At 62.4% G+C, this 23,312-nt stretch carries 25 protein-coding genes and 1 tRNA gene; 11 read left to right on the forward strand and 15 right to left on the reverse strand.

The annotated features are described in order from the left end of the window. Positions 1-57 precede the first annotated feature (57 nt). Positions 58-1,044 carry a Gfo/Idh/MocA family protein gene (locus tag TRM7557_RS01280; RefSeq protein ID WP_058288407.1) on the reverse strand — a complete coding sequence of 329 codons (987 nt, stop codon included), beginning with the start codon at positions 1,042-1,044 and terminating at the stop codon, positions 58-60. A gap of 204 nt (positions 1,045-1,248) precedes the next feature. Between TRM7557_RS01280 and TRM7557_RS01285 the strand changes: the two genes are divergently transcribed. Beyond that, entirely contained in the window at positions 1,249-2,409 is a 1,161-nt protein-coding gene (locus TRM7557_RS01285; RefSeq protein ID WP_058288408.1) for a dipeptidase, read from the forward strand. 263 nt (positions 2,410-2,672) lie between these two features. Here the strand turns inward: TRM7557_RS01285 and TRM7557_RS01290 are convergent, their stop codons facing one another. Next, complete coding sequence (locus TRM7557_RS01290) at positions 2,673-3,143, reverse strand: Lrp/AsnC family transcriptional regulator (protein WP_058288409.1); 471 nt, start codon at positions 3,141-3,143, stop codon at positions 2,673-2,675. A gap of 142 nt (positions 3,144-3,285) precedes the next feature. On the opposite strand from TRM7557_RS01290, the gene TRM7557_RS01295 reads away from it, so the two are divergent. Beyond that, a complete protein-coding gene (locus tag TRM7557_RS01295) occupies positions 3,286-4,074 on the forward strand; it encodes a phenylalanine 4-monooxygenase (RefSeq protein WP_058288410.1) in 789 nt (262 codons plus the stop codon). Positions 4,075-4,088: 14 nt separating this feature from the next. After that, positions 4,089-4,418 carry a 4a-hydroxytetrahydrobiopterin dehydratase gene (locus tag TRM7557_RS01300; protein ID WP_058288411.1) on the forward strand — a complete coding sequence of 110 codons (330 nt, stop codon included), beginning with the start codon at positions 4,089-4,091 and terminating at the stop codon, positions 4,416-4,418. A gap of 99 nt (positions 4,419-4,517) precedes the next feature. Here TRM7557_RS01300 and rpoH read toward each other — a convergent pair whose 3' ends face one another. Together rpoH and TRM7557_RS01310 are read right to left on the reverse strand one after the other, a co-directional pair. Then, positions 4,518-5,414, reverse strand: coding sequence for an RNA polymerase sigma factor RpoH (gene rpoH, locus TRM7557_RS01305; protein WP_058288412.1), 897 nt, complete (start codon positions 5,412-5,414; stop codon positions 4,518-4,520). A gap of 426 nt (positions 5,415-5,840) precedes the next feature. Continuing rightward, the gene (locus TRM7557_RS01310) at positions 5,841-6,878 is read right to left on the reverse strand and encodes an RluA family pseudouridine synthase (protein ID WP_058288413.1); all 1,038 of its coding nucleotides are present in this window, start codon (positions 6,876-6,878) and stop codon (positions 5,841-5,843) included. Here TRM7557_RS01310 and TRM7557_RS01315 point away from each other — a divergent pair. Then, a complete protein-coding gene (locus tag TRM7557_RS01315; RefSeq protein WP_058288414.1) occupies positions 6,877-7,203 on the forward strand; it encodes a DUF6476 family protein in 327 nt (108 codons plus the stop codon). The two genes, TRM7557_RS01310 and TRM7557_RS01315, sit on opposite strands and share 2 nt — an antisense overlap. 118 nt (positions 7,204-7,321) lie before the next feature. Here the strand turns inward: TRM7557_RS01315 and TRM7557_RS01320 are convergent. Continuing rightward, positions 7,322-7,398, reverse strand: a tRNA-His gene (locus TRM7557_RS01320). Positions 7,399-7,753: 355 nt separating this feature from the next. Between TRM7557_RS01320 and TRM7557_RS01325 the strand changes: the two genes are divergently transcribed. From TRM7557_RS01325 to TRM7557_RS01335, 3 genes are all read left to right on the forward strand, one after another. Next, a complete protein-coding gene (locus TRM7557_RS01325) occupies positions 7,754-8,137 on the forward strand; it encodes an ACT domain-containing protein (RefSeq protein ID WP_058288415.1) in 384 nt (127 codons plus the stop codon). 92 nt (positions 8,138-8,229) lie between these two features. Next, positions 8,230-8,418 carry a DUF6324 family protein gene (locus TRM7557_RS01330; RefSeq protein ID WP_058288416.1) on the forward strand — a complete coding sequence of 63 codons (189 nt, stop codon included), beginning with the start codon at positions 8,230-8,232 and terminating at the stop codon, positions 8,416-8,418. Between the two features lie 223 nt (positions 8,419-8,641). Further along, positions 8,642-9,376 carry a hypothetical protein gene (locus TRM7557_RS01335; RefSeq protein WP_074942026.1) on the forward strand — a complete coding sequence of 245 codons (735 nt, stop codon included), beginning with the start codon at positions 8,642-8,644 and terminating at the stop codon, positions 9,374-9,376. A 10-nt stretch (positions 9,377-9,386) separates the two neighbouring features. On the opposite strand, the gene TRM7557_RS01340 is transcribed toward TRM7557_RS01335, so the two are convergent. Both TRM7557_RS01340 and TRM7557_RS01345 read right to left on the reverse strand, forming a co-directional pair. Beyond that, on the reverse strand, positions 9,387-9,893 hold the full coding sequence (locus TRM7557_RS01340; RefSeq protein ID WP_235811372.1) for an MmcB family DNA repair protein: 507 nt from the start codon (positions 9,891-9,893) through the stop codon (positions 9,387-9,389). Between the two features lie 443 nt (positions 9,894-10,336). Next, positions 10,337-10,678: a hypothetical protein gene (locus tag TRM7557_RS01345; protein WP_058288418.1), complete on the reverse strand. Its 342-nt coding sequence runs from the start codon at positions 10,676-10,678 to the stop codon at positions 10,337-10,339. Between the two features lie 170 nt (positions 10,679-10,848). On the opposite strand from TRM7557_RS01345, the gene TRM7557_RS01350 reads away from it, so the two are divergent. Next, entirely contained in the window at positions 10,849-12,408 is a 1,560-nt protein-coding gene (locus TRM7557_RS01350; RefSeq protein ID WP_058288419.1) for an adenylate/guanylate cyclase domain-containing protein, read from the forward strand. Positions 12,409-12,766: 358 nt separating this feature from the next. Here TRM7557_RS01350 and nusB read toward each other — a convergent pair whose 3' ends face one another. From nusB to TRM7557_RS01375, 5 genes are all read right to left on the reverse strand, one after another. Next, positions 12,767-13,249: a transcription antitermination factor NusB gene (nusB, locus tag TRM7557_RS01355; protein ID WP_058288420.1), complete on the reverse strand. Its 483-nt coding sequence runs from the start codon at positions 13,247-13,249 to the stop codon at positions 12,767-12,769. After that, entirely contained in the window at positions 13,246-13,797 is a 552-nt protein-coding gene (locus TRM7557_RS01360) for a 6,7-dimethyl-8-ribityllumazine synthase (protein ID WP_058288421.1), read from the reverse strand. Before TRM7557_RS01360 ends, nusB begins: the two co-directional genes overlap by 4 nt. Before the next feature lie 24 nt (positions 13,798-13,821). Continuing rightward, complete coding sequence (gene ribB, locus TRM7557_RS01365; RefSeq protein ID WP_058288422.1) at positions 13,822-14,943, reverse strand: 3,4-dihydroxy-2-butanone-4-phosphate synthase; 1,122 nt, start codon at positions 14,941-14,943, stop codon at positions 13,822-13,824. Between the two features lie 171 nt (positions 14,944-15,114). After that, on the reverse strand, positions 15,115-15,684 hold the full coding sequence (locus TRM7557_RS01370; protein WP_207382608.1) for a hypothetical protein: 570 nt from the start codon (positions 15,682-15,684) through the stop codon (positions 15,115-15,117). Between the two features lie 20 nt (positions 15,685-15,704). Further along, positions 15,705-16,295: a riboflavin synthase gene (locus tag TRM7557_RS01375; RefSeq protein WP_058288424.1), complete on the reverse strand. Its 591-nt coding sequence runs from the start codon at positions 16,293-16,295 to the stop codon at positions 15,705-15,707. A gap of 230 nt (positions 16,296-16,525) precedes the next feature. On the opposite strand from TRM7557_RS01375, the gene TRM7557_RS01380 reads away from it, so the two are divergent. The 3 genes from TRM7557_RS01380 (at position 16,526) to TRM7557_RS01390 (ending at position 21,136) form a co-directional block, all read left to right on the forward strand. Beyond that, positions 16,526-17,839, forward strand: coding sequence for a capsule biosynthesis protein (locus TRM7557_RS01380; protein WP_058288425.1), 1,314 nt, complete (start codon positions 16,526-16,528; stop codon positions 17,837-17,839). Between the two features lie 135 nt (positions 17,840-17,974). Next, positions 17,975-19,075: a polysaccharide biosynthesis/export family protein gene (locus TRM7557_RS01385; RefSeq protein ID WP_058288905.1), complete on the forward strand. Its 1,101-nt coding sequence runs from the start codon at positions 17,975-17,977 to the stop codon at positions 19,073-19,075. Positions 19,076-19,096: 21 nt separating this feature from the next. Beyond that, positions 19,097-21,136, forward strand: a complete 2,040-nt coding sequence (locus tag TRM7557_RS01390) for a capsular polysaccharide biosynthesis protein (RefSeq protein ID WP_058288426.1) — start codon at positions 19,097-19,099, stop codon at positions 21,134-21,136. Positions 21,137-21,340: 204 nt separating this feature from the next. On the opposite strand, the gene TRM7557_RS20140 is transcribed toward TRM7557_RS01390, so the two are convergent. From TRM7557_RS20140 to nrdR, 3 genes are read right to left on the reverse strand one after another with little or no spacing between them, the layout of a single operon-like run. Further along, a complete protein-coding gene (locus TRM7557_RS20140) occupies positions 21,341-21,568 on the reverse strand; it encodes a hypothetical protein (RefSeq protein WP_058288427.1) in 228 nt (75 codons plus the stop codon). A gap of 22 nt (positions 21,569-21,590) precedes the next feature. Then, a complete protein-coding gene (gene ribD, locus TRM7557_RS01400) occupies positions 21,591-22,688 on the reverse strand; it encodes a bifunctional diaminohydroxyphosphoribosylaminopyrimidine deaminase/5-amino-6-(5-phosphoribosylamino)uracil reductase RibD (protein WP_074942025.1) in 1,098 nt (365 codons plus the stop codon). A gap of 42 nt (positions 22,689-22,730) precedes the next feature. Further along, positions 22,731-23,198, reverse strand: coding sequence for a transcriptional regulator NrdR (nrdR, locus tag TRM7557_RS01405; RefSeq protein WP_058288428.1), 468 nt, complete (start codon positions 23,196-23,198; stop codon positions 22,731-22,733). Positions 23,199-23,312: the final 114 nt, after the last annotated feature.

The raw sequence follows: 23,312 nt of genomic DNA on the forward strand, positions 1-23,312 counted from the left end.
CCTGCGGTGCGCCCCCGCCTGTTCCGCCCATGGTGCGCGCCGCACCACAGGGCGGCCTCAGAGGTCGCGTGCCACCGCAAAGACCTGATCCATCATCTCTTGGGTGCCACGGGAAAATTCCAGCGGACAGGGATAAGCCGCGCCGTCCCGCAGGCTGCGCCCAAAGGCTTCGACCTGCAGGCGATAATGGTCAGCCTGCGGGAACCGTTCTTCCAGCACCTGCCCCCCGCCCACATGTGCGGCCCGGTGCAGTTCTATCCGCGCCTCCCCAAAGACGCGCGGGTTAAAGGGCGCAGTCAGCCGGATCAGCCCGCGTTCCCCGTGAAACACCATCTCCTGAAACGGATGCATCCGGGTGCTGACATAGGCCGAATAGGTCGCGCCCCCTAGCCGCGCCTGCACATGGCTTTGCACATCAATCCCGTTTTCCCAGCGGATCTGCGCGGAAATATCCTGCGCCTCCGCGCCCATCACAAAGCGCGCGCTGCCAAAGACATAGACGCCAATATCGCGCAGCGCCCCGCCGCCGGTTTCTGCCCGGTTGCGGATATTGCCCGTGTCCGCGCGATTGTCGAACGAGAACCGGCCCGATACATGCTGCACGGCGCCGACCTCCCCGGCCTGCACCATCTCGTGGACCCGTTGCCACTGCGGGTGATGCAGGATCATATAGGCCTCTGCCGCCAGCAACCCGCTGGTGTCACGCGCAGAAATCAGCGCATCATAATCGCCCGCCCGCATCGCCATTGGCTTTTCGCACAGCACATGTTTCCCCGCCGCCAGCGCCTTGAGCGTCCATTCCACATGCAGGTGATTGGGCAGCGGGATATAGACGGCCTCGACCTCGGGATCCGCCAGCAGCGCCTCATAGCTGTCATGTCGCCGGAGCCCCGGTGCAAAGGCCTGAAACGGCGCGGCTTTCTCGGGGCTGGAGGTCGCCAGCGCATAAAGCTCTGCGCCGGCCGCGCTGTGAATGGCCGGGCCCATATGCTCGCGGGCAAATTTCGCCGCGCCCAAAATCCCCCATTTGACCGTGTCTGCCATGGTCTGCCTCCCCCTTTGATCCGCAGTTGCGGTCAGAGTACCCGCTGCGCCTGTTGGCGCAAACACCCTGTCCGCCTTTTGCGCCCTGAGACGCGGGAAAATTTTCCCTTGGCGGAACCCCATTGCAGGCGTAGCTTTCCGCAAGGGAAGGAGCCCACAACCCCGCAGGGCCAGACCTGAGGCCTTTCCGGCAAAGGAGAGCCAATGCGCCGCCTCATGCGCCTTTTGACCCGCCTCCTGATCCTCGTCGCTGTTTTGGCCGGGGCCGCGCTGGTGTTTGGCCCAAAGGCGCTGGACCAGCAGCTGAACCGGGTCACCCCCCGGTCAGATGGGCCAGTGCCATCCCCCGAAACCGCCAGCCTGCACCAAAACCTGCAGATTGCGGATCTTTCAGCGGCGACAACGCTGTGGCGGCGCGACCTTAGTCGGGACAACACGCGGGGCCATGTGGATCTGCCGCGGCTAGAGCGGGGCAATGTTACGCTGCAGGTCTTCTCTGTGGTGACCTCTGCACCGGCGCCGCGCTGGCTGGGGCGGAACGGCGATCTTGATGGGGCCAGCCTCTTGGCGATGATCCAGCTCTGGCCGCTGCCCAGCTGGCGCCATCCCTTCAACCGGGCCGCGGTGCAGGCCCGCCTTCTGCATCAGGCACAGGAAGCCGGGGGTGGCGGTCTGCGGATCCTGCGCACCCGCGCCGATCTGGAAACCCTGCTGCGCCGGAAATCCGCCTCTGGCGATGTGATCGGTGGGCTGCTGGCGCTGGACGGGGCCTCTGCCCTGCAGGGGCAGATCCGCAATCTCGACCCGCTGTATCAGGGCGGCTACCGCATGGTCGGCCTGGCCGATCCACTGCGCCCTGCCCTGCCCCCCACGAACGGCAGCCTGTCCACCTTTGAACGGCAACTGCTGGCAGAGGCGGACCGCCGGGGCATGGTGGTGAACCTCGCCGGGCTCAGCCCCGCCAAAATCCGCGCCGCCCTGTCTGAAACCCTGATGCCGATGGTCCTGACCACCGGTGCGCCGCAACCGGGCTGCGCCGGTCATCTGCCCCTGCCCGAAGATCTGCTGGTCGACTTCACCCGCCACGGCGGGGTGATTGGCGTGCCCTTTGCCGCCCCCGCATCTGGCAGCTGTGACACCACGGCCACCAGCATTGCCCAAAGCCTGCGCGCCACGCTGGACCTTGTCGGCGACACGCATGTGGCGTTGGCGTCGGGGTTTGACAGCGCCCAGCCCGTGCCCTTTGACGCCGCTGGGCTGCCGCAGCTGACACAGGCGCTGCGCGACGCAGGCCTCAGCCCGGAGCAGATCGAAAACGTCATGGGCGGCAATGTCATCCGGCTGCTGCGCCAGCGGCTTCCCTAATGGAAAACTCCCGACTAAATCTATCAAGTATTTGTTTTTGAACGTTTTTCTTGCAAGCCGGATGGAATCAGGGCATAGAGGGTCCAAGGCATTCAAGCGCGCGACTTTGTAAGGACGCACCGCAGCAAGCACTCCAGCCAGGTCCCTGACCCAGCCAGACAGCCAGCCCCGCAGCCACCCGCACAGCAGCCAGCCAGACACCCGCTTTGGGATACGTGCCGTTGCCCACATCGCGAAGGCCTGCCGCCTTTGATACAGCCCCCCTAGTCCAACAATGGCCAGGGGCTGCGCGTTTTGGTCTGTCGCAGAATGAAATGGGTCTGGCTTTCCCGCACCAGCCCCGAGGCCAAAATCCCCCTCATCAGGAACCGCTCCAGATCCTCGGGGTCTTTGGCTGCGACTTTCAGAATGTAATCCGCGCTCCCCGTGACCGAGGCACATTCCACAATGCGCTCCTCTTGCCCCACCAGCCGGGCGAACCGCGCCATTGTGTCCTCGTGATGATCCACCAGCGTCACAAACACATAGGCCAGCGCGTGCAGCCCCAACAGCTTGGGATCCAGCCGCGCCACATAGCCCCGGATCAGCCCGGCCTCCTCCATCCGTTTGATCCGCCGCCAGCAAGGCGACGGCGACAGGCCCGCGGCCTCGGCCAGATCCTGAAGGCTCGCCTTGCCATCCGCCTGCACCAAGGCCAGCAGTTTCCGGTCGGTTGCATCCAGTTTTAGCGACATTTGCCCTTTAACCCCGTCATTCTGAAAAACTTTACCTCAGTTCAGCATCCCAAAAGGCAGAAAGGCAAGATTTTTCGCCCACAGGAGGCAATCCTATTCACGGAGGACGCGCTCACCGCAAACAGCCCAAAGGGAGGACCCCGTGCCAAAATCCACCGACTATGTCGCCAAGATCCCGGATGACACCGGCCATATTGCCTACACCTCCGAGGAAGACGCGGTGTGGGCCGATCTTTATGCCCAGCAGCTGCCGCGCATCCGCGAACATGCCTCAAAGCCTTATCTTGATGGATTCGACCGCGTCGCCATGGCCGCAGATCGTGTGCCGCAATGTCCCGAGATTTCGGACCGGTTGCGCACCCTGACCGGATGGCAAGTGGCCCCCGTGCCCGCGCTGATTGGCTTTCAGCAGTTCTTCTCCATGCTGGCGGAGAAAACCTTTCCCGCGGCGTCCTTTATCCGCTCACGCGAGCATTTCGACTACATTGAAGAACCGGATATTTTCCACGAAATCTTTGGCCACACACCGCTTTTGACCGATGCGCGTTTTGCCGGGTTTTCGCAGGCCATCGGCACGGCCGGAACACAGGCCGTCAAGGACGACTATGCCTGGCTGATCCGCCTTTACTGGTTCACCATCGAATTCGGCCTCCTGCGCGAAGGCGACAGTGTAAAAACGCTGGGTTCTGGTCTGGCCTCCTCGCCGACGGAGATCCTGCATGCGACCTCAGGCGTGCCGGAACTGCGCCCCTTTGACGTGATCGACATTCTGCGCACCCCTTACCGGATCGACATTCCGCAGCCGGTATACTTTGTGCTCGATGATCTGGACCAGCTGTTTGCCGCCGCCGACCGTGATCTTCTGGGCGATATTCAAACCGCCCGCGCCCTTGGGCTGCACGCCCCCAAATACCCGCCAAAAGCGGCATAATCAGGATAATTTACATGACGACGACACGCTGTGGGCACGACACCCCCACCCTCTCCCGTTCCGAGGCCAAAGCCTTTATGGCCGCGCGCCTGCCCGACTGGATCCTCTCCGAAAACGGGCAATCCATTGAACGCCGTTTTGATGTCAAAGGCTTTGCCAAGGCCGTGTACCTGTGCAACCTCGCCACCTATCTCGCGGATAAATCCGGCCACCACCCGGATCTGCAACTGGGCTGGGGCTATTTCTCCATCCGCTACACCACCCATGACGCCGACAATGGCGCAGGCGGGCTGAGCGTCGTGGACCTGCACGCCGCCGAGACCTTCGATCAGGCCATCGCCTGAACACAGATCAGAACAAAAAAGAAGAGCGCCAAGAGAAAACCTCTGGCGCCCTTTGGGAGGCGGAACCGACCGTCGCCAGCCAGCCCGAGGGAGAAACGGTTAAACGGTGCGCATCATGCCCTTGTCGGCGGCCAGATCGCGCATCTTGTTCTGCAGCTTTTCAAAGGCGCGCACCTCGATCTGACGAATGCGCTCGCGGCTTACGTCATATTGGGCGCTCAGCTCTTCCAGCGTTTTGACCTGCTCGGTCAGGCGGCGCTGGGTCAGAATGTCCTTTTCCCGGTCATTCAGCACATCCATCGCCTGCGCCAGAAGCTCGCGACGGGCGTTCAGCTCGTCCTTGGCCTCATAGTCGCCAGCTTGGTCGGCGTCTTCATCTTCCAGCCAGTCCTGCCACTGCATGGTGCTGTCGCCGTCGCCGCCAATCACCGCGTTCAGCGAGGCATCCCCACCGGACATGCGGCGGTTCATGGAAATCACCTCGTCCTCGGTCACGCCCAGATCGGTCGCAATGCGGGCCACATTCTCGGGCCGCAGGTCACCATCTTCCAGCGCGCCAATGCGGGCCTTGGCTTTGCGCAGGTTGAAGAACAGCTTCTTCTGCGCCGAGGTGGTGCCCAGCTTCACCAGGCTCCAGGACCGCAGGATGTATTCCTGAATGGCCGCCCGGATCCACCACATGGCATAGGTCGCCAGACGGAAGCCTTTCTCGGGATCAAAGCGTTTCACCGCCTGCATCAGGCCGACATTGGCCTCCGAGATCACCTCGGCCTGCGGCAGACCATAGCCGCGGTAGCCCATGGCAATCTTGGCCGCCAGGCGCAGGTGCGATGTCACCATCTTATGGGCAGATTCGGCGTCCTGCTCCTCGACCCAGCGTTTCGCCAGCATGTATTCCTCTTCCGGCTCCAGGAGCGGAAACTTGCGGATCTCTTGCAGGTAACGATTGAGGCCGCCTTCCGGTGTCGGTGCGGGCAGGTTTGCATAATTCGCCATTCATCTGTCCCCTTTGTTCCAAATGTATACAGGCTTAACATCAAGCCAGATGGGGTCTGCCGCACAAGGTTTCAAGAGGGCGGCCCCCGGTCTTGTCTCCAGTGTTATAGAAAGCAAAGCCTCTGTCTTCTGTGAAACAGGACACAGAGGGCATTATTTTTAATAAGTTTTTTCTAGCGACCTCGAAAAGGGCCGTTTTCCTCGAAAAACCAGCGCCATGGGGAAATTTGCGCCAGGACGCGGCGGGGCGGCAGAACGACAAGCTTTGCGCCCAGCAGCAGCGGGGCGCTCCCGCCCCGTCTTGTGCCCCCTTCGGGGACCCATCGGCGAGTTGGGCCACGCGCGGCGCGCGCCCCAAAGGGGCGCGCGCCGCGCCGGTCGCTTCGGGCAAAGCCCGAAGCGAAACATCTCTTCCCAGCGGTTGCCTCACCCAAGCGCAGGGCGGCTCAATTTGGCAATCAGATCTTCCATGTCCTGCGGCAACGGCGCTTCAAAACGCATCATCTCGCCGCTCACCGGGTGTTCAAACCCCAAAACGGCCGCATGCAGGGCCTGACGGGCAAAGCCCCCCACCGCCGCAATCCCCGCCGGGTTCAGGGCTTTCTGCGACAGTTTGCGCTTGCCGCCATAGGTCGGATCTCCCACCAGGCTGTGGCCTGCATGGGCCATATGCACGCGGATCTGATGGGTGCGCCCGGTCTCCAGCCAGCATTCAACCAGCGCCGCCACCTCTGGCGTGCCAAAGGCCTCGACGATCCGCACCCGCGTGATCGCATGGCGGCCGCCATCAAACAGCACCGCTTGCCGCTGACGGTCATGTTTATGCCGCGCCAGCTGGGTGGTGATCTTCAAAATATTGCCGGGCTCAAAACTTGTGCCCTTCACGCCCCGCAGACGCGGATCATTGCTGTCGGGCACGCCATAGCAGACCGCGCGGTAGTAGCGTTCCACCGTGTGGCGTTCGAACTGCGCCGCCAGCCCCTGATGCGCCACATCAGATTTCGCCACCACCAGCAGGCCCGAGGTCTCTTTGTCGATACGGTGCACAATGCCGGGGCGCTTCACCCCGCCAACGCCCGACAGGCTGTCGCCGCAGTGATGCAGCAGCGCATTGACCAGCGTGCCATTGGGCGAGCCGGGCGCCGGATGCACCACCATGCCCGCAGGCTTGTTGATGACGATCAGATCGTCGTCTTCAAAAATCACCTCAAGCGGGATGTCTTCGGGGCCAATGTGGCTCTCGTCGGCGTCCTCCACGGTGATGGCAATCGCCGCGCCTTCTGCGACGCGCGCTTTGGGGTCGGTGACCGCAACACCATCCACATGCAGGCTGCCCTCTTCGATCAGACGCGCCAGCCGCGTGCGCGACAGGCTGGCTTCCTCTGGCACATCGCGCGCAACCGCCTTATCAAGGCGCTTGGGCGGATCTTCCGCAATCACGAATTCAACGAGGCGGCTGGCCATGACACTTCCTTCCGAGCCTGATTTCCAAAACGACCCCGAAACAGAGCCGCAGAACCTGCGCTTTTTGCGCCGATTGGTGACCACGCTGACCGTGATCATGGTGGGCGGGCTTTTAGCCGTTGTCGCCCTGCTTGTCATCCGCCTGTCGGATGCGCCGACGCCTGCGCTGCCGCAGATGCCGGGTCAGATCACCCTGCCCGAGGGCGAGGTCGCCCGCGCGGTGACCTTCGGGCCGGGCTGGATCGCCGTGGTGACCACCTCGGACAAGATCCTGATTCTCGACGCGAAAACCGGCGATCTGCGCCAGGACATCACGATCAAATAACCACCTGAGGGCCCATTTGGGGGCTCTCTCTCCCACCACCGCCTGAACAAAAGAAAACCGGCCACAAGGGCCGGTTTTTCTTTTCTCATCAACAGCTTTTCACAACTGAGTGAGAGGGTGGTACCACCTCCCCGGCTCGAACGGGGGACCTCCTGATCCACAATCAGGCGCTCTAACCAACTGAGCTAAGGCGGCACTGGGGGCGATTTATAACACAGGTTTGGGGAGCGCAAGAGGGTCCAAGCGAAGTTTTTTACGAAATGTCATTTTTCTGTGCAAAACGCATCGATCCAGCAATTGCCCCTTTTGAGCGCCTGCCTCCTGATTGCCCCCCGTGCCTGCCCCCACCCGTGCCAGCCCCGTGCCCGCCCGGAGCCCGCCCCGCGCCAGCCCCTTGCCAACCGTGACCCGCGTCCCCTAGGCTCCCTGCAAATCATCTTTGAAGATGAAGCTCTTGCACCGCTTGCCCACCCAGCTTGTCTGCTCATCAGACCCGGCGCAGGAATGTCCTTCTTCGCACTGCAGACAGGCACGGCGGAAAGGAATGCCAATGTCCCATACTCTCAACATCCAAACCGTGCCCGGCCAATACGCCATCTCGCGCCTGGCGCCGGACGCGGATTTTCCGGGCTGGCTGAACGGTCCCGGTTTTTCAGCCGCCATCCGCGCCTCGGACGAAGTCACCCTTGTGTGCCCAGAGGACCGCGTGCCCGCCGAGGTAGAGGCAGACCGCGACTGGATCTGCCTGCGCAGCATCGGCCCCTTCCCGTTCGAAGCCGCAGGTATTGTGCAGTCCTTTATCGCGCCGCTGTCGGACAAGGGAATCGGTGTCTTTGTGGTCTGCACCTTTGACGGCGAACATGTCTTGGTGCCCGGCGCGCAGGCCGCTGCCGCACTCCGCGCCGCAGGGCATCGCGTCACCACCCCCGGCTGACCCCTTGGCTTGCCTTACCCCCTGATGCAGTCTAGCAGCAGTTCCAAAGTCTCGCCGCCACGGCGCAAAAGCAAACCCAAGGACCCTACGCCATGAGCATCAACACCGAACGCGACCTCGAAGCCAACCTGCAAATCGGCCCCACCGATCAGGGCATGGTGCGCATCTTTATCGAAGCGGGTGACGTTGAAATCCCGATGGATTTCGACCCCGAAGAAGCCGAAGAAATCGCGGACGAAATCCGCGCCGCCGCCATGGCCGCGCGCAGCGTCTCTGGCTGATCGCGCCGCCGGGCGCGCGTGACCTCAGGCCCTGCCGCCAGCCTGTCGCGGCGGGGTCGATGCGCCTTTGATTGGGAAAGCCCCCTGTCCCGGCTGGCGCAGGTTAACCCCTGATTAACCTTCCTCTCCAAAACTTAAACATGCCCGCTGTGCTTTCCGGTATTGTTAACCAGACAGTGAGGGTTTTCGTGTCGGGCACATGCCCGTTTTTGGAGCCAGTAAGATGTATCAGTATCTCCCCAATGTTGCCGGGGTGTCCATGTCGCCACAGGCGCACAATGGTGCGCAGGCTGATGCGCCTGCTCGCACGCCTGCTCAGACGCCCGCCAAGACGCCCGGTGCAACCCCATCCACGCCAGCGCGCGGTGACAGCTCTTCGTCATCCGCTGCGGCGCCGTCGCAGGCCGCCGAAACACGCGGACCGGACACCGGGTTTCTGCACAAGGAAGCCTCGCTCGCCCGGCGCGCCCGTGCGCAGATGATCAGCGCCGAACCCAAGCCCACAACGCTGGGCTGGCGGATGGCTGTTGACCGCCTGACCGAAACGCTGCAGCAGATGGAACGTGCGATTTCCACGGCGCAGATCAAACCGCCGATCTCTAATCCCGGCCTGCCGCCCATGCCCGCGCTGGAGGTGCTGAAAACAGCCGATCGCGTCACCGCCTTCTACGAGGAACAGGACACGGTCCAACCGCATCCTTCGACATCCCAGACCGCCGTCGCCATATCGGCGTTGGCGCAGGTCGCCGCGCCCGCACAGCGGATGGACAGCAGCAGCCCTGCCGCTGTCCCTGTCCCTGAGGCTGCGACTGTCATCAATGCCTTTGTCGAACGCGAAGAACGCGCCGCCGCCCGCGCCGCAGCAGAGCCTGAAGACAGCACCAAACAGCTGTTGAACATGGCCCTCAGCGGGTACGCACAGCCGTCGTTTGAACCAGAAAAACCCGGCGACCCCTAGCGCCCGCGCGTTACAGCCCTGGCCCCCTAAACAAGGTCCCGTCCTTCCCAGGACGCGGATCGCGCAGCCGTTGCAGCCGCCAGGCGGAATCCATCGCGAACTTCTGCACCAGCTTCTTGCGTCGCGCCGGGGCCAGCTTTTGTTCATCCGGCATACGGATCACCTGCGCATCATAGGCATCGGCCATAATCAGCCCGCTGCCTTCAGGCAGCAGGTCGGTCGGAAACTCCGAATCGACCGCCCAGAAATACCGGTCGCCCCACTCCAGATAGCCCTGCCATTTGCTGTCGCTCTGGAAATCGGCGCGGCTGGACTTGCACTCCACAATCCACAGCTCGCCTTTGGGGCCCAGCCCCATCACATCGACACGCAGGCCACGGGCAGGCACAAATTCTTCCAGCGCGGCAAACCCAAGCGAGCGGAAATAGCGGCTCACCCCGCGGGCCAGCCGCTGACCGGGCTGCAGATGGTCCAAGGGGTCCATGGGGTCCATGGGCGAAGGGGTCAGATTGTCCATGAGTCAAATGTGAACAATTGAAGAACAAAAATCAAGCGCGCGACGGCACCCACAGACCCGCGCCGCCAGCCCAACCCCATAAGGTGCGGCGCCAAAGGCAGGTTCTTTGCAGCCGCAGCACCGCGCCCCCTTGCAACCCTGCCTGCGCAGCCCTAGTTAGGTCTGCAGGCGGGTTCTGCCCTTCTCGTGCAACGCAGCATTCCGGTGGCCTTAAGCAATTCCGAGGGAGCTGGCTCTGTTCGGATCCTGGTCCGTTTACCTGGCGCCCACCTGTACATACAGGTCCTCGGGAATCAAAGCGAAACGGTTGTCTGGTGGTCCCGCCGCAAATCCACCAAGTCTTTGTGGTCGTAAATCTTTGTGTTCGTTATGAAAAACAAAAGCCGCGCTCTTGGCGCGGCTTGTTTTCTTTTGTCAGCCGGTGGGGGTCACCTGCGCGGGTGTCAACGGCGGCGCAACTGGCGGGCCTGACCGGATTTTCCGTCGCTGCGCACCGGGATCGCCACCAGATCCCGCTGCATCTGCGGGCCAACCTTCGTGCCCCCGCGCGGTTCATCATCGTCATCTTCGGCCATATCCATGATCGCCCAGGCAAACTGCACCGCGCCAAAGACAATCGCATTGGCAATCCACAGCGCCAGTAGCGCAATCACGCCCTCGTTTGAGCCGGAAATCAGCGACCAGAGGTTCATCACATTGAACCACATCAGCATGCCCACAAAAATCGCTGCCAGAACCAGCCCCCAAAGGGCGCTGCGAATATAGAGCTTGATCAGGTCGGGCATTGGATCCTCCGTGGAAATCTCTGCGCGCTGTAAAAGATGCTAGGGCTGCATCCGCCGAAGGTCCAGCCCGTGTAAACAAATTGCGACGATTTTACCGATTTCGGACGTATAGTCATAAATGACCCTTTTCCAAGCGCAGCAGTTTTCGCGTCACAGCGAGGGAGTACCCAATGGCAGTATCACATCGTATAGGCCAGTTTCTGTTAAATCGGCCTGAACTTGTTCCCGTTTTTGTTGCGCTTGGCGTCATTGCCCTGCCGATTGCCGTCTGGCTCGATCTGACCGCAATCAGCGATCAGGCGCTGAAGCGGCAGGGGCACACGCTGGATTCGCTGATGACCACGGTGCGCAGCTACTATGCGCAGAATGTGATCAGCCAGCTGGATGGGGAAACCCCGACCAAGGCGCGCCACGATCACCACGAGGTCGAGGGCGCCATTCCGATCCCCGCCACCCTGTCGATTGAAATTGGTCAGGCCATTGACGCCAAGGGTCTGGATGCCACCTATCGGTTCCTGTCCGACCTGCCGTTCGAGGGCCGCGACCGCCCACCGCTGAGCACGGCTGAGTCCAATGCGCTTGCGCAGTTTCGCAATGGCATAAAGGACGATGCGCTGTTTTTTGCAGCCGAAGGCAACAACCTGTTCCAGCACCGCTTGACTATGCTGACGCCGGTGCGCATGGGCGCGGCCTGCGTGGCCTGCCACAACAGCCACCCCGACAGTCCCAAAACCGACTGGCAGGTCGGCGATGTACGCGGGCTGCAGTCCTTTACGATCGGTCAGCCTGTGGCGGTGAACCTGCTGTCGTTCTCGCATCTGCTGGGCTATCTGATTGTTGCGGGCAGCGTCGGCACGATCTTTGCCCTGCACCAGCTGCGCCTGGCCCGGCAGTTCAAAACCCAAAGCGAAGAACTGGCCTCCAACAATGAATTCCTTGCGGGCGTGTCGATGAAGATCTCGCGCTATCTGTCGCCGCAGGTCTATAAGTCGATCTTTTCTGGTGAAAAAACCGCAGAGATTTCCACCGAACGCAAGAAGCTGACGGTGTTTTTCACCGATATCAAAGACTTCACCCAGACCTCGGAGGATCTGCAACCCGAAGAGTTGACCGAGCTGCTGAATGAATATTTCACCGAAATGTCCGCCATTGCCGAACGGCATGGGGCGACCATCGATAAATTCATTGGCGATGCGATTGTCGGCTTTTTCGGCGACCCTGAAACCCGCGGCACAGCCGAGGACGCGCGCGCCTGTGTCGCCATGGCCCTAGAGATGCAGGACCGTCTGGAAGAACTCGATGTGGACTGGCGCAAACGCGGGATCGACCGCCCCTTCCGCGCCCGCATCGGGATCAATACAGGGTTCTGCAACGTCGGCAACTTCGGCTCCAGCGAGCGGATGGATTACACGATCATCGGCGCCGAGGCCAACCTCGCGGCGCGGCTCGAGGCGGCGGCAGAGCCCGGCGGCATTGTGATGAGCTACGAGACCTATGCCCATGTGCGCGACATGGTGGCGGCAGAGGCCATGCCGCCGATGCAGTTCAAAGGCATCAGCCGCGAGATCATCCCCTACGCCATCCACCCCGGCCGCCGCGATGTGCCCACAAGCGAACTCAGCCCGGATGGCAAAAGCATGACGGTGCATCTGGAACGCCTGGATCAAACCACCCGCGCCCAGCTGGAAAGGCTTCTGCACGCCTCGGCCACCGGTCTGCGGGAAAGCTGACGCCGCGCCCAACTGCCGACCGCAGCGGGGGGGATCTCCCGCCCATCGGACAGGCCTTAAAAGGCCCGCCCTCCCGTTGGGCCGGGCTTGCGCCGCTCCCGCGCCGCAAGCGGTTGCGTCCAGATTTTAAAGTCCCGCCCGCCACGCGGGGGCGCCGGGCCTCTGGCCCGGCGCGGCACGCTGCCCCCTTATCAGGGGGGCAGCGTGCCATGCCCAACACCGCCAAGGGGATCGTCAGATCCCCTGCGGGGGCGGGAGCACCACCAGATGCCAGGCGAGACATCTAAAACAGGCACCCACGCAAAGAAAAAGCGCCCCAAATGGGACGCTTTGGATTTCTACGGCAGAGAGGTCAGCCTCAGAACGCTTCAGGCTTGGCCTCGCGTGCCATATGATCCAGCACCGCGTTGACAAAGCTGGCTTCTTTGCCTTCCGGGAAAAACGCCCGTGCAATGTCCACAAACTCGGTGATGACAACTTTGACCGGGGTTTTATCGACAATGAATTCCGCACCAGCGGCGCGGAACAGCGCGCGCAGGGTCGGGTCAATGCGAGCAATCGGCCATTTGGCAACCAGCGCGCGGTCGGTCATCTGGTCGATCTGCGCCTGATGGTTCACCGCTTCGCGCACCAGCGACCGGAACAGTTTCAGGTCGCCTTCAGCATATTCGTCGCCATCAACAACGGCCCCCAGACGGTGGTCCTCGAACTCCACCAGCACCTTGTCAAAGGTCTGATCGCTCGCTTCCATCTGAAACAAGGCCTGCACCGCGTAAAGGCGGGCGGCAGAACGTTCCTGGGTCTTGTTCTTGCCCTTTTTGGGGCCGTTATCTTGAGTCATGCTGTTGTGGATCCACTGTCTGAGCCGGCCAGTTGGATGGCCTCTGTCGGCGCCTTAAAGCCGACTCCCTTGGTCTGGGCGCCCCACTTACGCGTCAATGCCACAAGATGCAAGGCCGCAGCCGCAGCCCCACCGCCCTTGTTCTGATCGGCGGGATCCGCGCGGACCTCGGCCTGCTTGCGGTTTTCCACCGTCAGGATGCCATTGCCGATGCACAGCCCCTGCAGACCCAACAGCTGGATCGCGCGGGAACTGTCATTGCAGACGGTATCATAATGGGTGGTCTCGCCGCGAATAACGCAGCCCAGCGCCACATAGCCATCAAAGTTCGACTGACGGTCGGCAATGCCAATCGCAGTGGGAATCTCAAGCGCGCCGGGCACTTCGACGATCTCAAAGGTGCCACCAGCGGCCTCAATCTCGGCCACGGCACCGGCGACCATATTGTCGGCGATGTCTTTGTAATAGGGCGAAACGACAATCAGGATTTTCACCGGCTTGTCGAAGTCCGCACGCGGCATAATGTAATGTTGCTCATGTCCGGCCATAGCTCAGACCTCCTTTGGCATCAATCAGGTCAGGATCGGACGGGTGCCGACAATCGACAGACCATAGGCGTCCAGACCCACATATTTCGTCGCAGGCGAATCGGTGAGCAGGATCAGCTCTTCGACGCCCAGCTTATTGAGGATCTGCGCGCCCAAGCCGGTCTGTTTGATGGTCACCGTGCGCGGGCCTTCGTCGTCGGCGGCATAAAGCGCATTGCGCGGCTGGCGGAACAGGCAGACGATGCCGCGGCCCTCATCGGCGATTTTCTGCATTGCGGTGGGCAGCTCGTCCGATTGTTTCGGGCCCAGACCCAACAGGTCCGAGGCCTCGTGCAGCGCATGGGTGCGCACCAGCACCGGATCAGCCGTGGTGATGTCGCCTTTGATCAGCACCACATGTTCGACGTCATGGGTCTGGTCGGTGAAGATGCGCATCTCCCACGCGCCGCCAAATTCGGACTGCACGGTGTCGCGGCCCGTCTCAACCACAAGGTTGTCGTTCTTGGCGCGATAGGCGATCAGATCGGAAATGGTGCCGATCTTCATATTATGCGCTTTGGCAAATTCCACCAGATCGGGCAGACGGGCCATGGTGCCGTCTTCTTTCATGATCTCGCAGATCACGCCCGAGGGGTTCAGGCCCGCCAGACGCGAGATATCCACGGCGGCCTCTGTGTGACCCGCACGGACCAGCACACCGCCGCGTTTGGCGCGCAGCGGGAAGACGTGACCGGGGGTGGCGATTTCGGCCATGGTGTTGCTGGTGTCAATCGCGGTGGCAATGGTCAGCGCGCGGTCCTCGGCAGAGATGCCCGTGGAGACACCTTCGCGGGCCTCGATCGACACGGTAAAGGCGGTCTCGTGACGCGAGGAGTTGTTCACCGCCATCATCGGCAGGCCCAGATCATCGACGCGTTCGGCGGTCATCGGCAGGCAGATCAGGCCCCGACCATGGGTCGCCATGAAGTTGATGGCAGCCGCATCGGCAAATTCCGCCGCGATCACCAGATCGCCTTCGTTTTCGCGGTCCTCGTGGTCCACCAGAATATACATCTCACCCGCGCGTGCGGCATCAATGATGTCTTGGATCGGGCTGATGGCGTCGCGCAGTTCGGCCTCAACGGGTCCGGGGGTCGCATAGCTCATGGGGCATGGCCTCTTGGTCTGGAGCGTTATGGGGCAGGCACATCCGCCCCACGCATCGGTCTAGCGCCGAAATAGCCCCTTCGATGCGCGAATACTACCCTCGAAGCGGCATTTGGCGGCTGAGAATTGCCATATGCCGCCGGGTTTCCAAAGGATGTGATCCGGCGGGCGTCAGCCCTGCGCGCCAAAATAGGCCTCTGCCGTCAAATAACCGGCGGCGCGGGCGGCGGCGTACCAGTCTGCTTCCAAGGGCGCATCGCCCACCACCAGCACTGTGTCGCCGGGCAAGTTGCGCGTCTGGATCAGGCCAGCGACCCGGTCGCGCATGGTGGACCAGCTGTCGGTGAACAGGGGTGCTGCTGCGGCGTCATGCAGGGTTGGGTTGGCGGCCAGAACAGCTTCGGGTGTGTTTGGGCGATGGACCAAGGCCAGTTGATCGGCGCGTTTTACACGCGCGAGCACCGCGTCGCGGTCGGCGGGCATTTTTGCCCCCTGCCCTATAATGCGAAGTGCATTCGACGAAAACATCAGCGCCAGAATATCCCGCCCCGAAGCTTGCCGGACGCGGGCATAGGTTTTGTAATCCAGCCCCAGCTCGGTCGCGCGCTTCATCCGCATGCGCACAATGGTCAGCGGGATGGTCTGGCGCATCAGCTGCGCCTGCGCGGTGCGCCATTGGTTGACGCGCAGCCGTGCGGCGGCATCCATGGCAGGCCCGTTGTTATGTCCGATCCCCGCCATGATACCCCCTTGGATGCTGCTTACGACTGGAACTCGCCCAAACGTGCCACGTAACGGGCCAGCGTGTCGATCTCTAGGTTGATGCGGTCGCCCAGTTTGACGTCGCCCCAGGTGGTGACCTCTTTGGTGTGCGGGATGAAGTTGATGCCAAAATCACAGCCCGACACATCGTTGACTGTCAGCGAGGTGCCATTGAGCGCAACCGAGCCTTTGGGCGCGATGAATTTCGCCAGCGCTTCGGGCGCGCGCAGGGTGACGCGGGTGCTGTCGCCTTCGTCGACCATTTCCACCACTTCGGCAACGCCATCGACGTGACCAGAGACAATATGGCCGCCCAGCTCGTCGCCGACTTTCAGCGCGCGCTCAAGGTTCACGCGTTTGCCGACCGTCCAGTTGCCAAGGTTGGTCTTGGACAGGCTTTCAGCCGAGATCTGCACCTCGTACCAGGTATCGCCCAGCGCCACGACCGTCAGGCAGCAGCCATCCGAGGCGATCGACGCCCCCATATCGATGCCGCTGGTGTCATAGGCGGTTTCAATCCGGGCGCGCAGGTCGCCTTCTTGTTCCAGTTGGGTGATGCGGCCGACATCGGTGATGATCCCGGTGAACATGGGCGGTCTCCTGACAGGGGCCCCAAAGGTCGGGGCAGAATTCCAGACAGAGCTAGCGGTTTGCGCCTGTGTTCTCAAGAGGGGCCGGTGATCTGGCGCGTGAAGCTGAGGGGGCGGTAAACCTTGGGTCATAGTTTTGCCTTAGACGTTACATACGCTCGTCAAGTCACAGCCTCGGTGATAGCTAAGGATGTGTTAACCAAGTTTTCAGGCCCCAAAGGAGCCGCCGAATGCCGTCTGAGACGCCCCAGCCTGCCAGCCTGCCGCCAGAGGCGCGCAGCTTCCTGTTTCTACAGGGGCCGCATGGGCCGTTTTTTGGCGCATTGGGACAGCTGGTGAAATCGGCAGGCGCGCGGGTGCATCGTGTCGGGTTCAACAAGGGCGACCAGATGTTCTGGCCGGACCGCGCGAGCTATGTCCCCTATCAGGGCGCGCCCGAAGACTGGCCCGCACGGTTTGCAGAGCTGTGCGATGCCCATGACGTCACCGATATTGTTTTGTATGGCGACACCCGCCCGATCCATGCGCAAGCCGTTGAAATTGCACGCGACCGTGGCCTGACCGTGCATGTATTCGAGGAAGGCTATCTGCGCCCCTATTGGGTCACCTATGAACGCGGTGGCGCCAATGGGCATTCGCGCCTGATGGAGATGTCTGTGCCCGAAATGGAAGAGGCGCTGGCGCGCACCGCGCTGGAAACACCGCTGCCGCCGGCCCATTGGGGCGACACCCGCCAGCATGTGATTTACGGCGCGCTTTATCATTGGTTTGTGATGTTTGCGAACCGCGCGTACCGGGCATTCAGACCTCATCGCGCCCTGACAGTGACGCAGGAATTCAAGCTGTACCTGCGGCGTCTGCTGTTGATGCCCCTGCATATCGCCGAACGCCGCATCGCCACCGCGCGCATTCGCAATGGGGGCTTCCCCTATCATCTGGCGCTGTTGCAGCTGGAACATGACAGCGCCTTTCAGGAACATTCCCCCTTCACCGCGATGGAGGATTTTCTGGAAGAGGTGGTGCGCGATTTCGCCAAAGGCGCGCCACGCCATCATCATCTGGTGATGAAGGCCCATCCGCTGGAAGATGGCCGCGCCCCGATCCGCCGCACCCTGCGGCGGCTGGCCGAAAAATACGAGGTCGGCGACCGGCTGCATTTTGTCCGGGGCGGCAAACTGGCAGAGCTGCTGAATGAGGCCCGCACCGCGGTCACCGTGAACTCGACCGCAGGTCAGCAGGTGCTGTGGCGCGGTCTGCCGCTGAAGGTCTTTGGCAAGGCGGTCTATGACAAGGCCGAATTTGTATCCGACCAACCGCTTGCCGATTTCTTTGCCGCCCCCGCCCGCCCCGATGGGCGCGCCTACAAACAATATCGCCGGTTCCTGCTGGAGACGTCACAGCTGCCGGGCGGGTTTTATTCACGGTCCGGCCGCCGTCAGCTGCTGCGGCAGGTGGTCGATATGATGCTGGCACCAGACGATCCCTATGCCGCCTTTTTGCAGGGCACCGCAGCACCACGGCAACACCTGCGCGCCCTCGCCTGAGGGAAACACGGCTCTTTGCTGGATTTTTCTCTTTGCTTCAGCTAATTTGCCCTTAAAACTTGAGGCAAAACAAAAATCAGGTCAGGAGACCGAGCAGTGAAACCCTTCTACACCCGTTGGGCACGCCCCGTGGCCATGCTTGCTGCGTTGGCGATTGTTGCAGGATGCGGCCTGCCCAAAGTTGGCCCGAACAAACGGCAGATCTTTGCCGGTTCGGTCGAACGCGAAGGCGATGCCTTTATTGTTGCCGTCAATGACCGGGTGGCCCGCGCCACCGCCGTGGTGCCGGCGCTTGGCTTTTCCGACCGGTTTTCTTCGGCCTCAGTGCTGACCTCGGACACCATCCGCCCCGGTGACGTGCTGGGCCTGACCATCTGGGAGAACGTCGACGACGGGCTTCTGTCCGGTGAGGTCAGCAGCTCTACCGCGCTGGAAGAGGTGCAGGTGGACGGCTCTGGCTTTATTTTTGTGCCCTATGCGGGCCGCCTGCGTGCGGCGGGCAATACGCCCGAACAGCTGCGTGTGGCGATCACGGAAAAGCTCGAGGATCAGACCCCTGACCCGCAGGTCGAAGTACGCCGCCTTGCAGGCGATGGCGCCACGGTCAGCCTGTCTGGCGCGGTCGGAGGTCAGGGTGTCTATGCCATTGAGCGCCCGACCCGCACGCTGGCCGCCATGTTGTCGCGCGCCGGTGGTGTGACCATTGAACCCGAGATTGCGCAAGTGACCGTGATCCGCGGCGAGGAAACCTCGACCATCTGGTTTGAGGATCTGTTTGAAAACCCCAAGCTCGACATTGCGCTGCGGGGCGGGGACAAGATTCTGGTCGAAGGCGACACCCGCTCTTTCACCGCATTGGGCGCCACTGCGGCACAGGCACGGGTTCCGTTTGAAAGCCAGGACCTGTCGGCGCTGGAAGCCATTGCGCAGGTGGGCGGACTGGTCTCTACCGCATCCGATCCGACCGGTGTCTTCATCTTCCGCAATGAAGCGGCTGAGATTTCCAATCAGGTGCTGGGGCGCGAAGATCTGATCGGCGCGCAGCGCATGGTCTATGTGCTGAACCTGACCCAGCCCAATGGTCTGTTTGTGGCGCGCGATTTTGTCATCCGCGATGGCGATACGCTTTATGTGACCGAAGCGCCCTACTCCCAGTGGACCAAGACCCTTTCGCTGCTGATCAACCCGGCCACGCAGGTCGCAGGCAGCGCCAGCACGCTGTTCGGCACCAATTGATCTGAGGGCGGCTGACACGACATGGCGGCTGACGTGATACCGCATCAGGCCGGGGGCAAACGCTCCCGGCTTTTCGTCTATAATGGCGGGTTTCTGACCCAGGGCCGGGTGCGGCGCATTCTGCAGCTGGCAGGCTATGACATCCGGCTGGGCTGGCCGGATGCTTCCGCTGGCGATCTGGTCGGCGTCTGGGGCGCTTCGCCCACGGCACCGCGCGGCGAAGGGATTGCGGCGGATCGTGGCTGTGGGATCCTGCGGGTCGAAGATGCGTTTCTGCGCTCGGTCCACCCGGGGCGCAGCGGCGAGCCACCGGTGGGGCTGCTGCTGGATCGCACGGGGCTGCATTTTGATGCCGGCCAGCCCGGCGATCTGGTCACAATGCTGAAAACCGCGCCGCTGGATGACGCGGCCAAACTGCGCCGCGCCCGCGATGCCATGGCCCGCCTGAAAGAGGCGCAGCTGTCCAAATATAACGCCTTCCACCCTGCCACCCCTGCACCCGATCCGGGCTATGTGCTGGTGGTGGATCAGGTGCGCGGCGATGCGGCGGTGACGGGCTCTATCCCCTTTCCCGGCGCGGATGAGGGGCGGTTTCGCGAAATGCTGGCCTTTGCCCAAGAGGAACACCCCGGCGCGCGGATTGTGATCAAAACCCACCCCGAAACCGCGCGCGGCTATCGCCCCGGCTATTTCACCGAAGCCGACGCCCAGGGCCGGATCAGCCTGCTGGATGCGCCGGTGTCGCCTCATGTGCTGCTGGAGGGCGCAATTGCGGTCTATACAGTGTCCTCGCAACTGGGGTTCGAGGCGATCCTTGCAGGCCATAAACCCCGCGTCTTTGGCCAGCCGTTTTATGCCGGCTGGGGTCTGACGGCGGATGAATTCCCGCCCCCCGGCCGCCACCGAAAACTGACCCGTGCGCAGCTGTTCCAAGTGGCGATGATGGATTTCCCCACATGGTATGATCCGCATAATGACCGCCTGTGCGAACTGGAACCGGTGATCGACAGTCTGGAAGCCCAAGCGCGGGCCTGGCGCGAAGATCGCGCGGGCTGGGTCGGGGCGGAAATGCGCCTGTGGAAACGCAAACCTCTGCAGCAGTTCTTTGGCGGCACCAAAAAGATGAGCTTTGCCAGCGGCGCCCCAAAAGCGGCGCGCAGTGGCAAGAACTGGATGGTCTGGGCCAGCAAAGCCACCAAGGCGCATGCCGGGGCGTGGAATCTGGAGGATGGCTTCCTGCGCTCACGCGGCCTCGGGGCCGAATTGGTACCGCCGCTGTCGCTGATCCTGGACCGGCAGGGGATCTATTACGACCCCACTCGCCAGAGCGATCTGGACGATCTGATTGTGGAGCGTGAGAAACTGTCTCCGGCACAGGAACGCCGCGCCGAGGATCTGGTGATGCGGCTGGTGCAGCAGGAGGTGTCGAAATACAACCTCCGTGGCATTGCGGCGCTGCCCGACGACCTGCCCAAGGGCAAGCGGATTCTGGTGCCCGGGCAGGTCGAAGATGATGCCTCGATCCGGCTGGGGGCGGGCAAGATCAACACCAATATGAAGCTCTTGCAGGCGGTGCGCGCCGCGCGCCCCCACGCGGTGATCATCTATAAACCCCACCCCGATGTCGAAAGCGGCCTGCGCCCGGGCAAGATCAATGCAGGCGACTGGGCCGACCATGTGGCCGAACATGCCGATCCCATGGCAATGCTGGATCTGGTGGACGAGGTCTGGACGATGACCTCTCTCTTAGGGTTTGAGGCGCTGCTGCGCCGGGTGCCGGTGACCTGCGTCGGCCTGCCGTTTTACGCGGGCTGGGGGCTGACACGGGACCGGCTGGAAGCGCCCCATTGGCGCAAGGCAAAGCCGTCGATCCTGGGGCTCGCCCATGCGGCGTTGATTGACTATCCGCGCTATTTCGACCCCCAAAGCGGGCTGCCCTGCTCCCCCGAAGTCGCCGTCGACCGCCTGATCACGGGCACCATCCCGCAGCCTGGGTTGGGGATGCGCCTGCTGTCGAAGGCACAAGGCGCGCTTGCGAGTTATGCGCATCTGTGGCGATAAGCCAGCAACTTGACCCTCGCCCGCGGGGACGCGGCGAGGGGAAAGCGGAAGTGCAGTAAGGAAGAGCGGCGCCGCCCCATTGGGGATGCAATCGGATATGCCCGAGGGGGATGCGATCCCCCCACCCGGGTCGGAATTCCTGTCCGGACAGCCCTGCACCCTAGCGGGGGTGGTCTTTGGGCGGCCGGGCTCCTGCTGCGAATGTCATGACGGGAACAGTCTATGCCAGCCGCAGAAAAAAAGCCTGACGCCACCGTGCGGCGCCCCTGCAACGGACGGCATCGCAAGACAAAAGGACAGAGCCTCCGGCGGGGATATTTTTGAAAAGATGAAGACGCCCGCACAGCGCCCCTCAAAGGCAATGGCGGCCGCGATGAAGAGCGCGCAAGCTTTCATCTTTTTCCAAATATCCCCGCCGGAGGCTCCCGACATCACCCCCTTTTTCAGGCGGTTTTTATTGCGCGCGGCGCCAGCGGTGCAGGATATCCGGGCCAACAGGGCGGCTGTCGACCAGCTGGAATCGCGGCGCCTCGTCCAGACGGCCTACGCCCAGCGCGCCGAGCGCCGGCAGGCCTTCGGCCCCAATTGTGACGCCTGCGGTAAAGCCCACCAATTCGTCCACCAAATCATGCGCAAGAAGTGTCGCCGCAAGGGCAGAGCCGCCTTCGCAGAAGACGCTGGTCAAGCCAGCAGCACCCAGTTGCGTCAGAATATCGGTCGGATCCAGCTGCACACCGTGCAGGTTGCAGGACAGAAGCTTGGCCCCAATGCCATCCCAGGCACGGATGCGTTCACTGTCCGCCCCCTGCCCGTGACACAGCCACAGCGGCACCTCTTTGGCGGTGCGGGCAAGCTGGCTCATCAAGGGCAGGTCCAGATGGCGCGAGACCACCACCCGGACCGGTTGGTACTCAACACCCAGATCGCGCACGGTGAGCGAGGGGTCATCAGCGCGCGCGGTGCCAGCCCCCACCATCACCGCATCATGGCGCGCGCGCATGGCATGGACCACACGGCGCGCGTCGGGGCCGGTGATCCATTTGCTTTGCCCCGATCCAGTGGCAATGCGGCCATCAAAACTGCTGGCCAGTTTCAACGTCACAAAAGGGCGGCCCTGTTCGGTTTTCAGGAAGAACCCGGCCAGATCGCGGGCGGCTTCCTCGGCCATGACACCGGTGGTGACCTCAATCCCCGCAGCGCGCATCATCTCGAACCCCTGCCCTGAAACACGCGGATCGCTGTCTTCGATCGCAGCGACCACGCGGGCCACGCCTGCCTCGATCAGCGCCAGTGCACAGGGCGGGGTCTTACCGTAATGGGAGCAGGGTTCCAGCGAGACATAGGCCGTGGCCCCACGTGCCGCATCGCCGGCCTGCGCCAGCGCCACGGGTTCCGCATGTGGACGCCCCCCCGGCTGGGTCCAGCCGCGACCAACAATCACGCCGTCTTTGACAATGACGCAGCCCACCGCAGGGTTGGGCCAGCACCGCCCCTGCCCGCGCCTTCCAAGCGACAGGGCAAGAGCCATAAACCTTTGATCGGTCTGGGACATCTGATTAGCTTTCGTGACGCGCGGATCTGGCGAGCGCGTGGATCAGTCCTCGGAGGCTTCCGGCGGGCGCAGCTCGTGGACAAAATCCTCGAAATCATCGGCCGCCTGGAAATTCTTATATACGCTTGCAAAGCGAACATAAGCGACAGTGTCGATGCGGGCCAGCGCTTCCATCACGATCTCGCCGATCTTTTTCGACGGGATATCGGTTTCGCCCATGCTTTCCAGACGGCGCACAATGCCCGAGATCATCTGGTCAATGCGTTCCGGTTCGACCGGGCGTTTCTGCATGGAAATGCGGATCGAGCGTTCCAGTTTGTCACGGTCGAAATCTTCGCGTTTGCCATTGGTCTTGATGACAACCAGATCGCGCAGCTGCACCCGTTCGTAGGTGGTGAAGCGCCCGCCACAGGAGGGGCAAAAGCGACGGCGACGGATGGCGACATGGTCCTCGGCGGGACGCGAGTCCTTCACTTGGGTATCAACATTTCCGCAAAATGGGCAGCGCATCCGCCGGTTCCCCTCGTTTGGATAAATTATTTGTCCTAGTGCGCATACTTAGGCACTTATCCACAAGTATAGGGGCACCGCTAGGATTTGGGTAGAGGGGAATTAACGCCCCAA

It is taken from the genome of Tritonibacter multivorans (assembly GCF_001458415.1).
Classification (GTDB): domain Bacteria; phylum Pseudomonadota; class Alphaproteobacteria; order Rhodobacterales; family Rhodobacteraceae; genus Epibacterium; species Epibacterium multivorans.

Coding starts and splice junctions, on each gene's coding strand:
- TRM7557_RS01360 (WP_058288421.1), bottom strand. CDS start 13,797: ATGGCCGGACATGAGCAACATTACATTATGCCGCGTGCGGACTTCGAC.
- ribD (WP_074942025.1), bottom strand. CDS start 22,688: ATGTCCCAGACCGATCAAAGGTTTATGGCTCTTGCCCTGTCGCTTGGA.
- TRM7557_RS01300 (WP_058288411.1), top strand. CDS start 4,089: ATGACGACGACACGCTGTGGGCACGACACCCCCACCCTCTCCCGTTCC.
- TRM7557_RS01370 (WP_207382608.1), bottom strand. CDS start 15,684: ATGGCGGGGATCGGACATAACAACGGGCCTGCCATGGATGCCGCCGCA.
- rpoH (WP_058288412.1), bottom strand. CDS start 5,414: ATGGCGAATTATGCAAACCTGCCCGCACCGACACCGGAAGGCGGCCTC.
- TRM7557_RS01390 (WP_058288426.1), top strand. CDS start 19,097: ATGGCGGCTGACGTGATACCGCATCAGGCCGGGGGCAAACGCTCCCGG.
- TRM7557_RS01380 (WP_058288425.1), top strand. CDS start 16,526: ATGCCGTCTGAGACGCCCCAGCCTGCCAGCCTGCCGCCAGAGGCGCGC.
- TRM7557_RS01375 (WP_058288424.1), bottom strand. CDS start 16,295: ATGTTCACCGGGATCATCACCGATGTCGGCCGCATCACCCAACTGGAA.
- nrdR (WP_058288428.1), bottom strand. CDS start 23,198: ATGCGCTGCCCATTTTGCGGAAATGTTGATACCCAAGTGAAGGACTCG.
- TRM7557_RS01280 (WP_058288407.1), bottom strand. CDS start 1,044: ATGGCAGACACGGTCAAATGGGGGATTTTGGGCGCGGCGAAATTTGCC.
- TRM7557_RS01350 (WP_058288419.1), top strand. CDS start 10,849: ATGGCAGTATCACATCGTATAGGCCAGTTTCTGTTAAATCGGCCTGAA.
- TRM7557_RS20140 (WP_058288427.1), bottom strand. CDS start 21,568: ATGTCGGGAGCCTCCGGCGGGGATATTTGGAAAAAGATGAAAGCTTGC.
- TRM7557_RS01345 (WP_058288418.1), bottom strand. CDS start 10,678: ATGCCCGACCTGATCAAGCTCTATATTCGCAGCGCCCTTTGGGGGCTG.
- nusB (WP_058288420.1), bottom strand. CDS start 13,249: ATGACTCAAGATAACGGCCCCAAAAAGGGCAAGAACAAGACCCAGGAA.
- TRM7557_RS01315 (WP_058288414.1), top strand. CDS start 6,877: ATGACACTTCCTTCCGAGCCTGATTTCCAAAACGACCCCGAAACAGAG.
- TRM7557_RS01340 (WP_235811372.1), bottom strand. CDS start 9,893: ATGGACAATCTGACCCCTTCGCCCATGGACCCCATGGACCCCTTGGAC.
- TRM7557_RS01310 (WP_058288413.1), bottom strand. CDS start 6,878: ATGGCCAGCCGCCTCGTTGAATTCGTGATTGCGGAAGATCCGCCCAAG.
- TRM7557_RS01290 (WP_058288409.1), bottom strand. CDS start 3,143: ATGTCGCTAAAACTGGATGCAACCGACCGGAAACTGCTGGCCTTGGTG.
- TRM7557_RS01330 (WP_058288416.1), top strand. CDS start 8,230: ATGAGCATCAACACCGAACGCGACCTCGAAGCCAACCTGCAAATCGGC.
- ribB (WP_058288422.1), bottom strand. CDS start 14,943: ATGAGCTATGCGACCCCCGGACCCGTTGAGGCCGAACTGCGCGACGCC.
- TRM7557_RS01335 (WP_074942026.1), top strand. CDS start 8,642: ATGTATCAGTATCTCCCCAATGTTGCCGGGGTGTCCATGTCGCCACAG.
- TRM7557_RS01385 (WP_058288905.1), top strand. CDS start 17,975: ATGCTTGCTGCGTTGGCGATTGTTGCAGGATGCGGCCTGCCCAAAGTT.
- TRM7557_RS01325 (WP_058288415.1), top strand. CDS start 7,754: ATGTCCCATACTCTCAACATCCAAACCGTGCCCGGCCAATACGCCATC.
- TRM7557_RS01285 (WP_058288408.1), top strand. CDS start 1,249: ATGCGCCGCCTCATGCGCCTTTTGACCCGCCTCCTGATCCTCGTCGCT.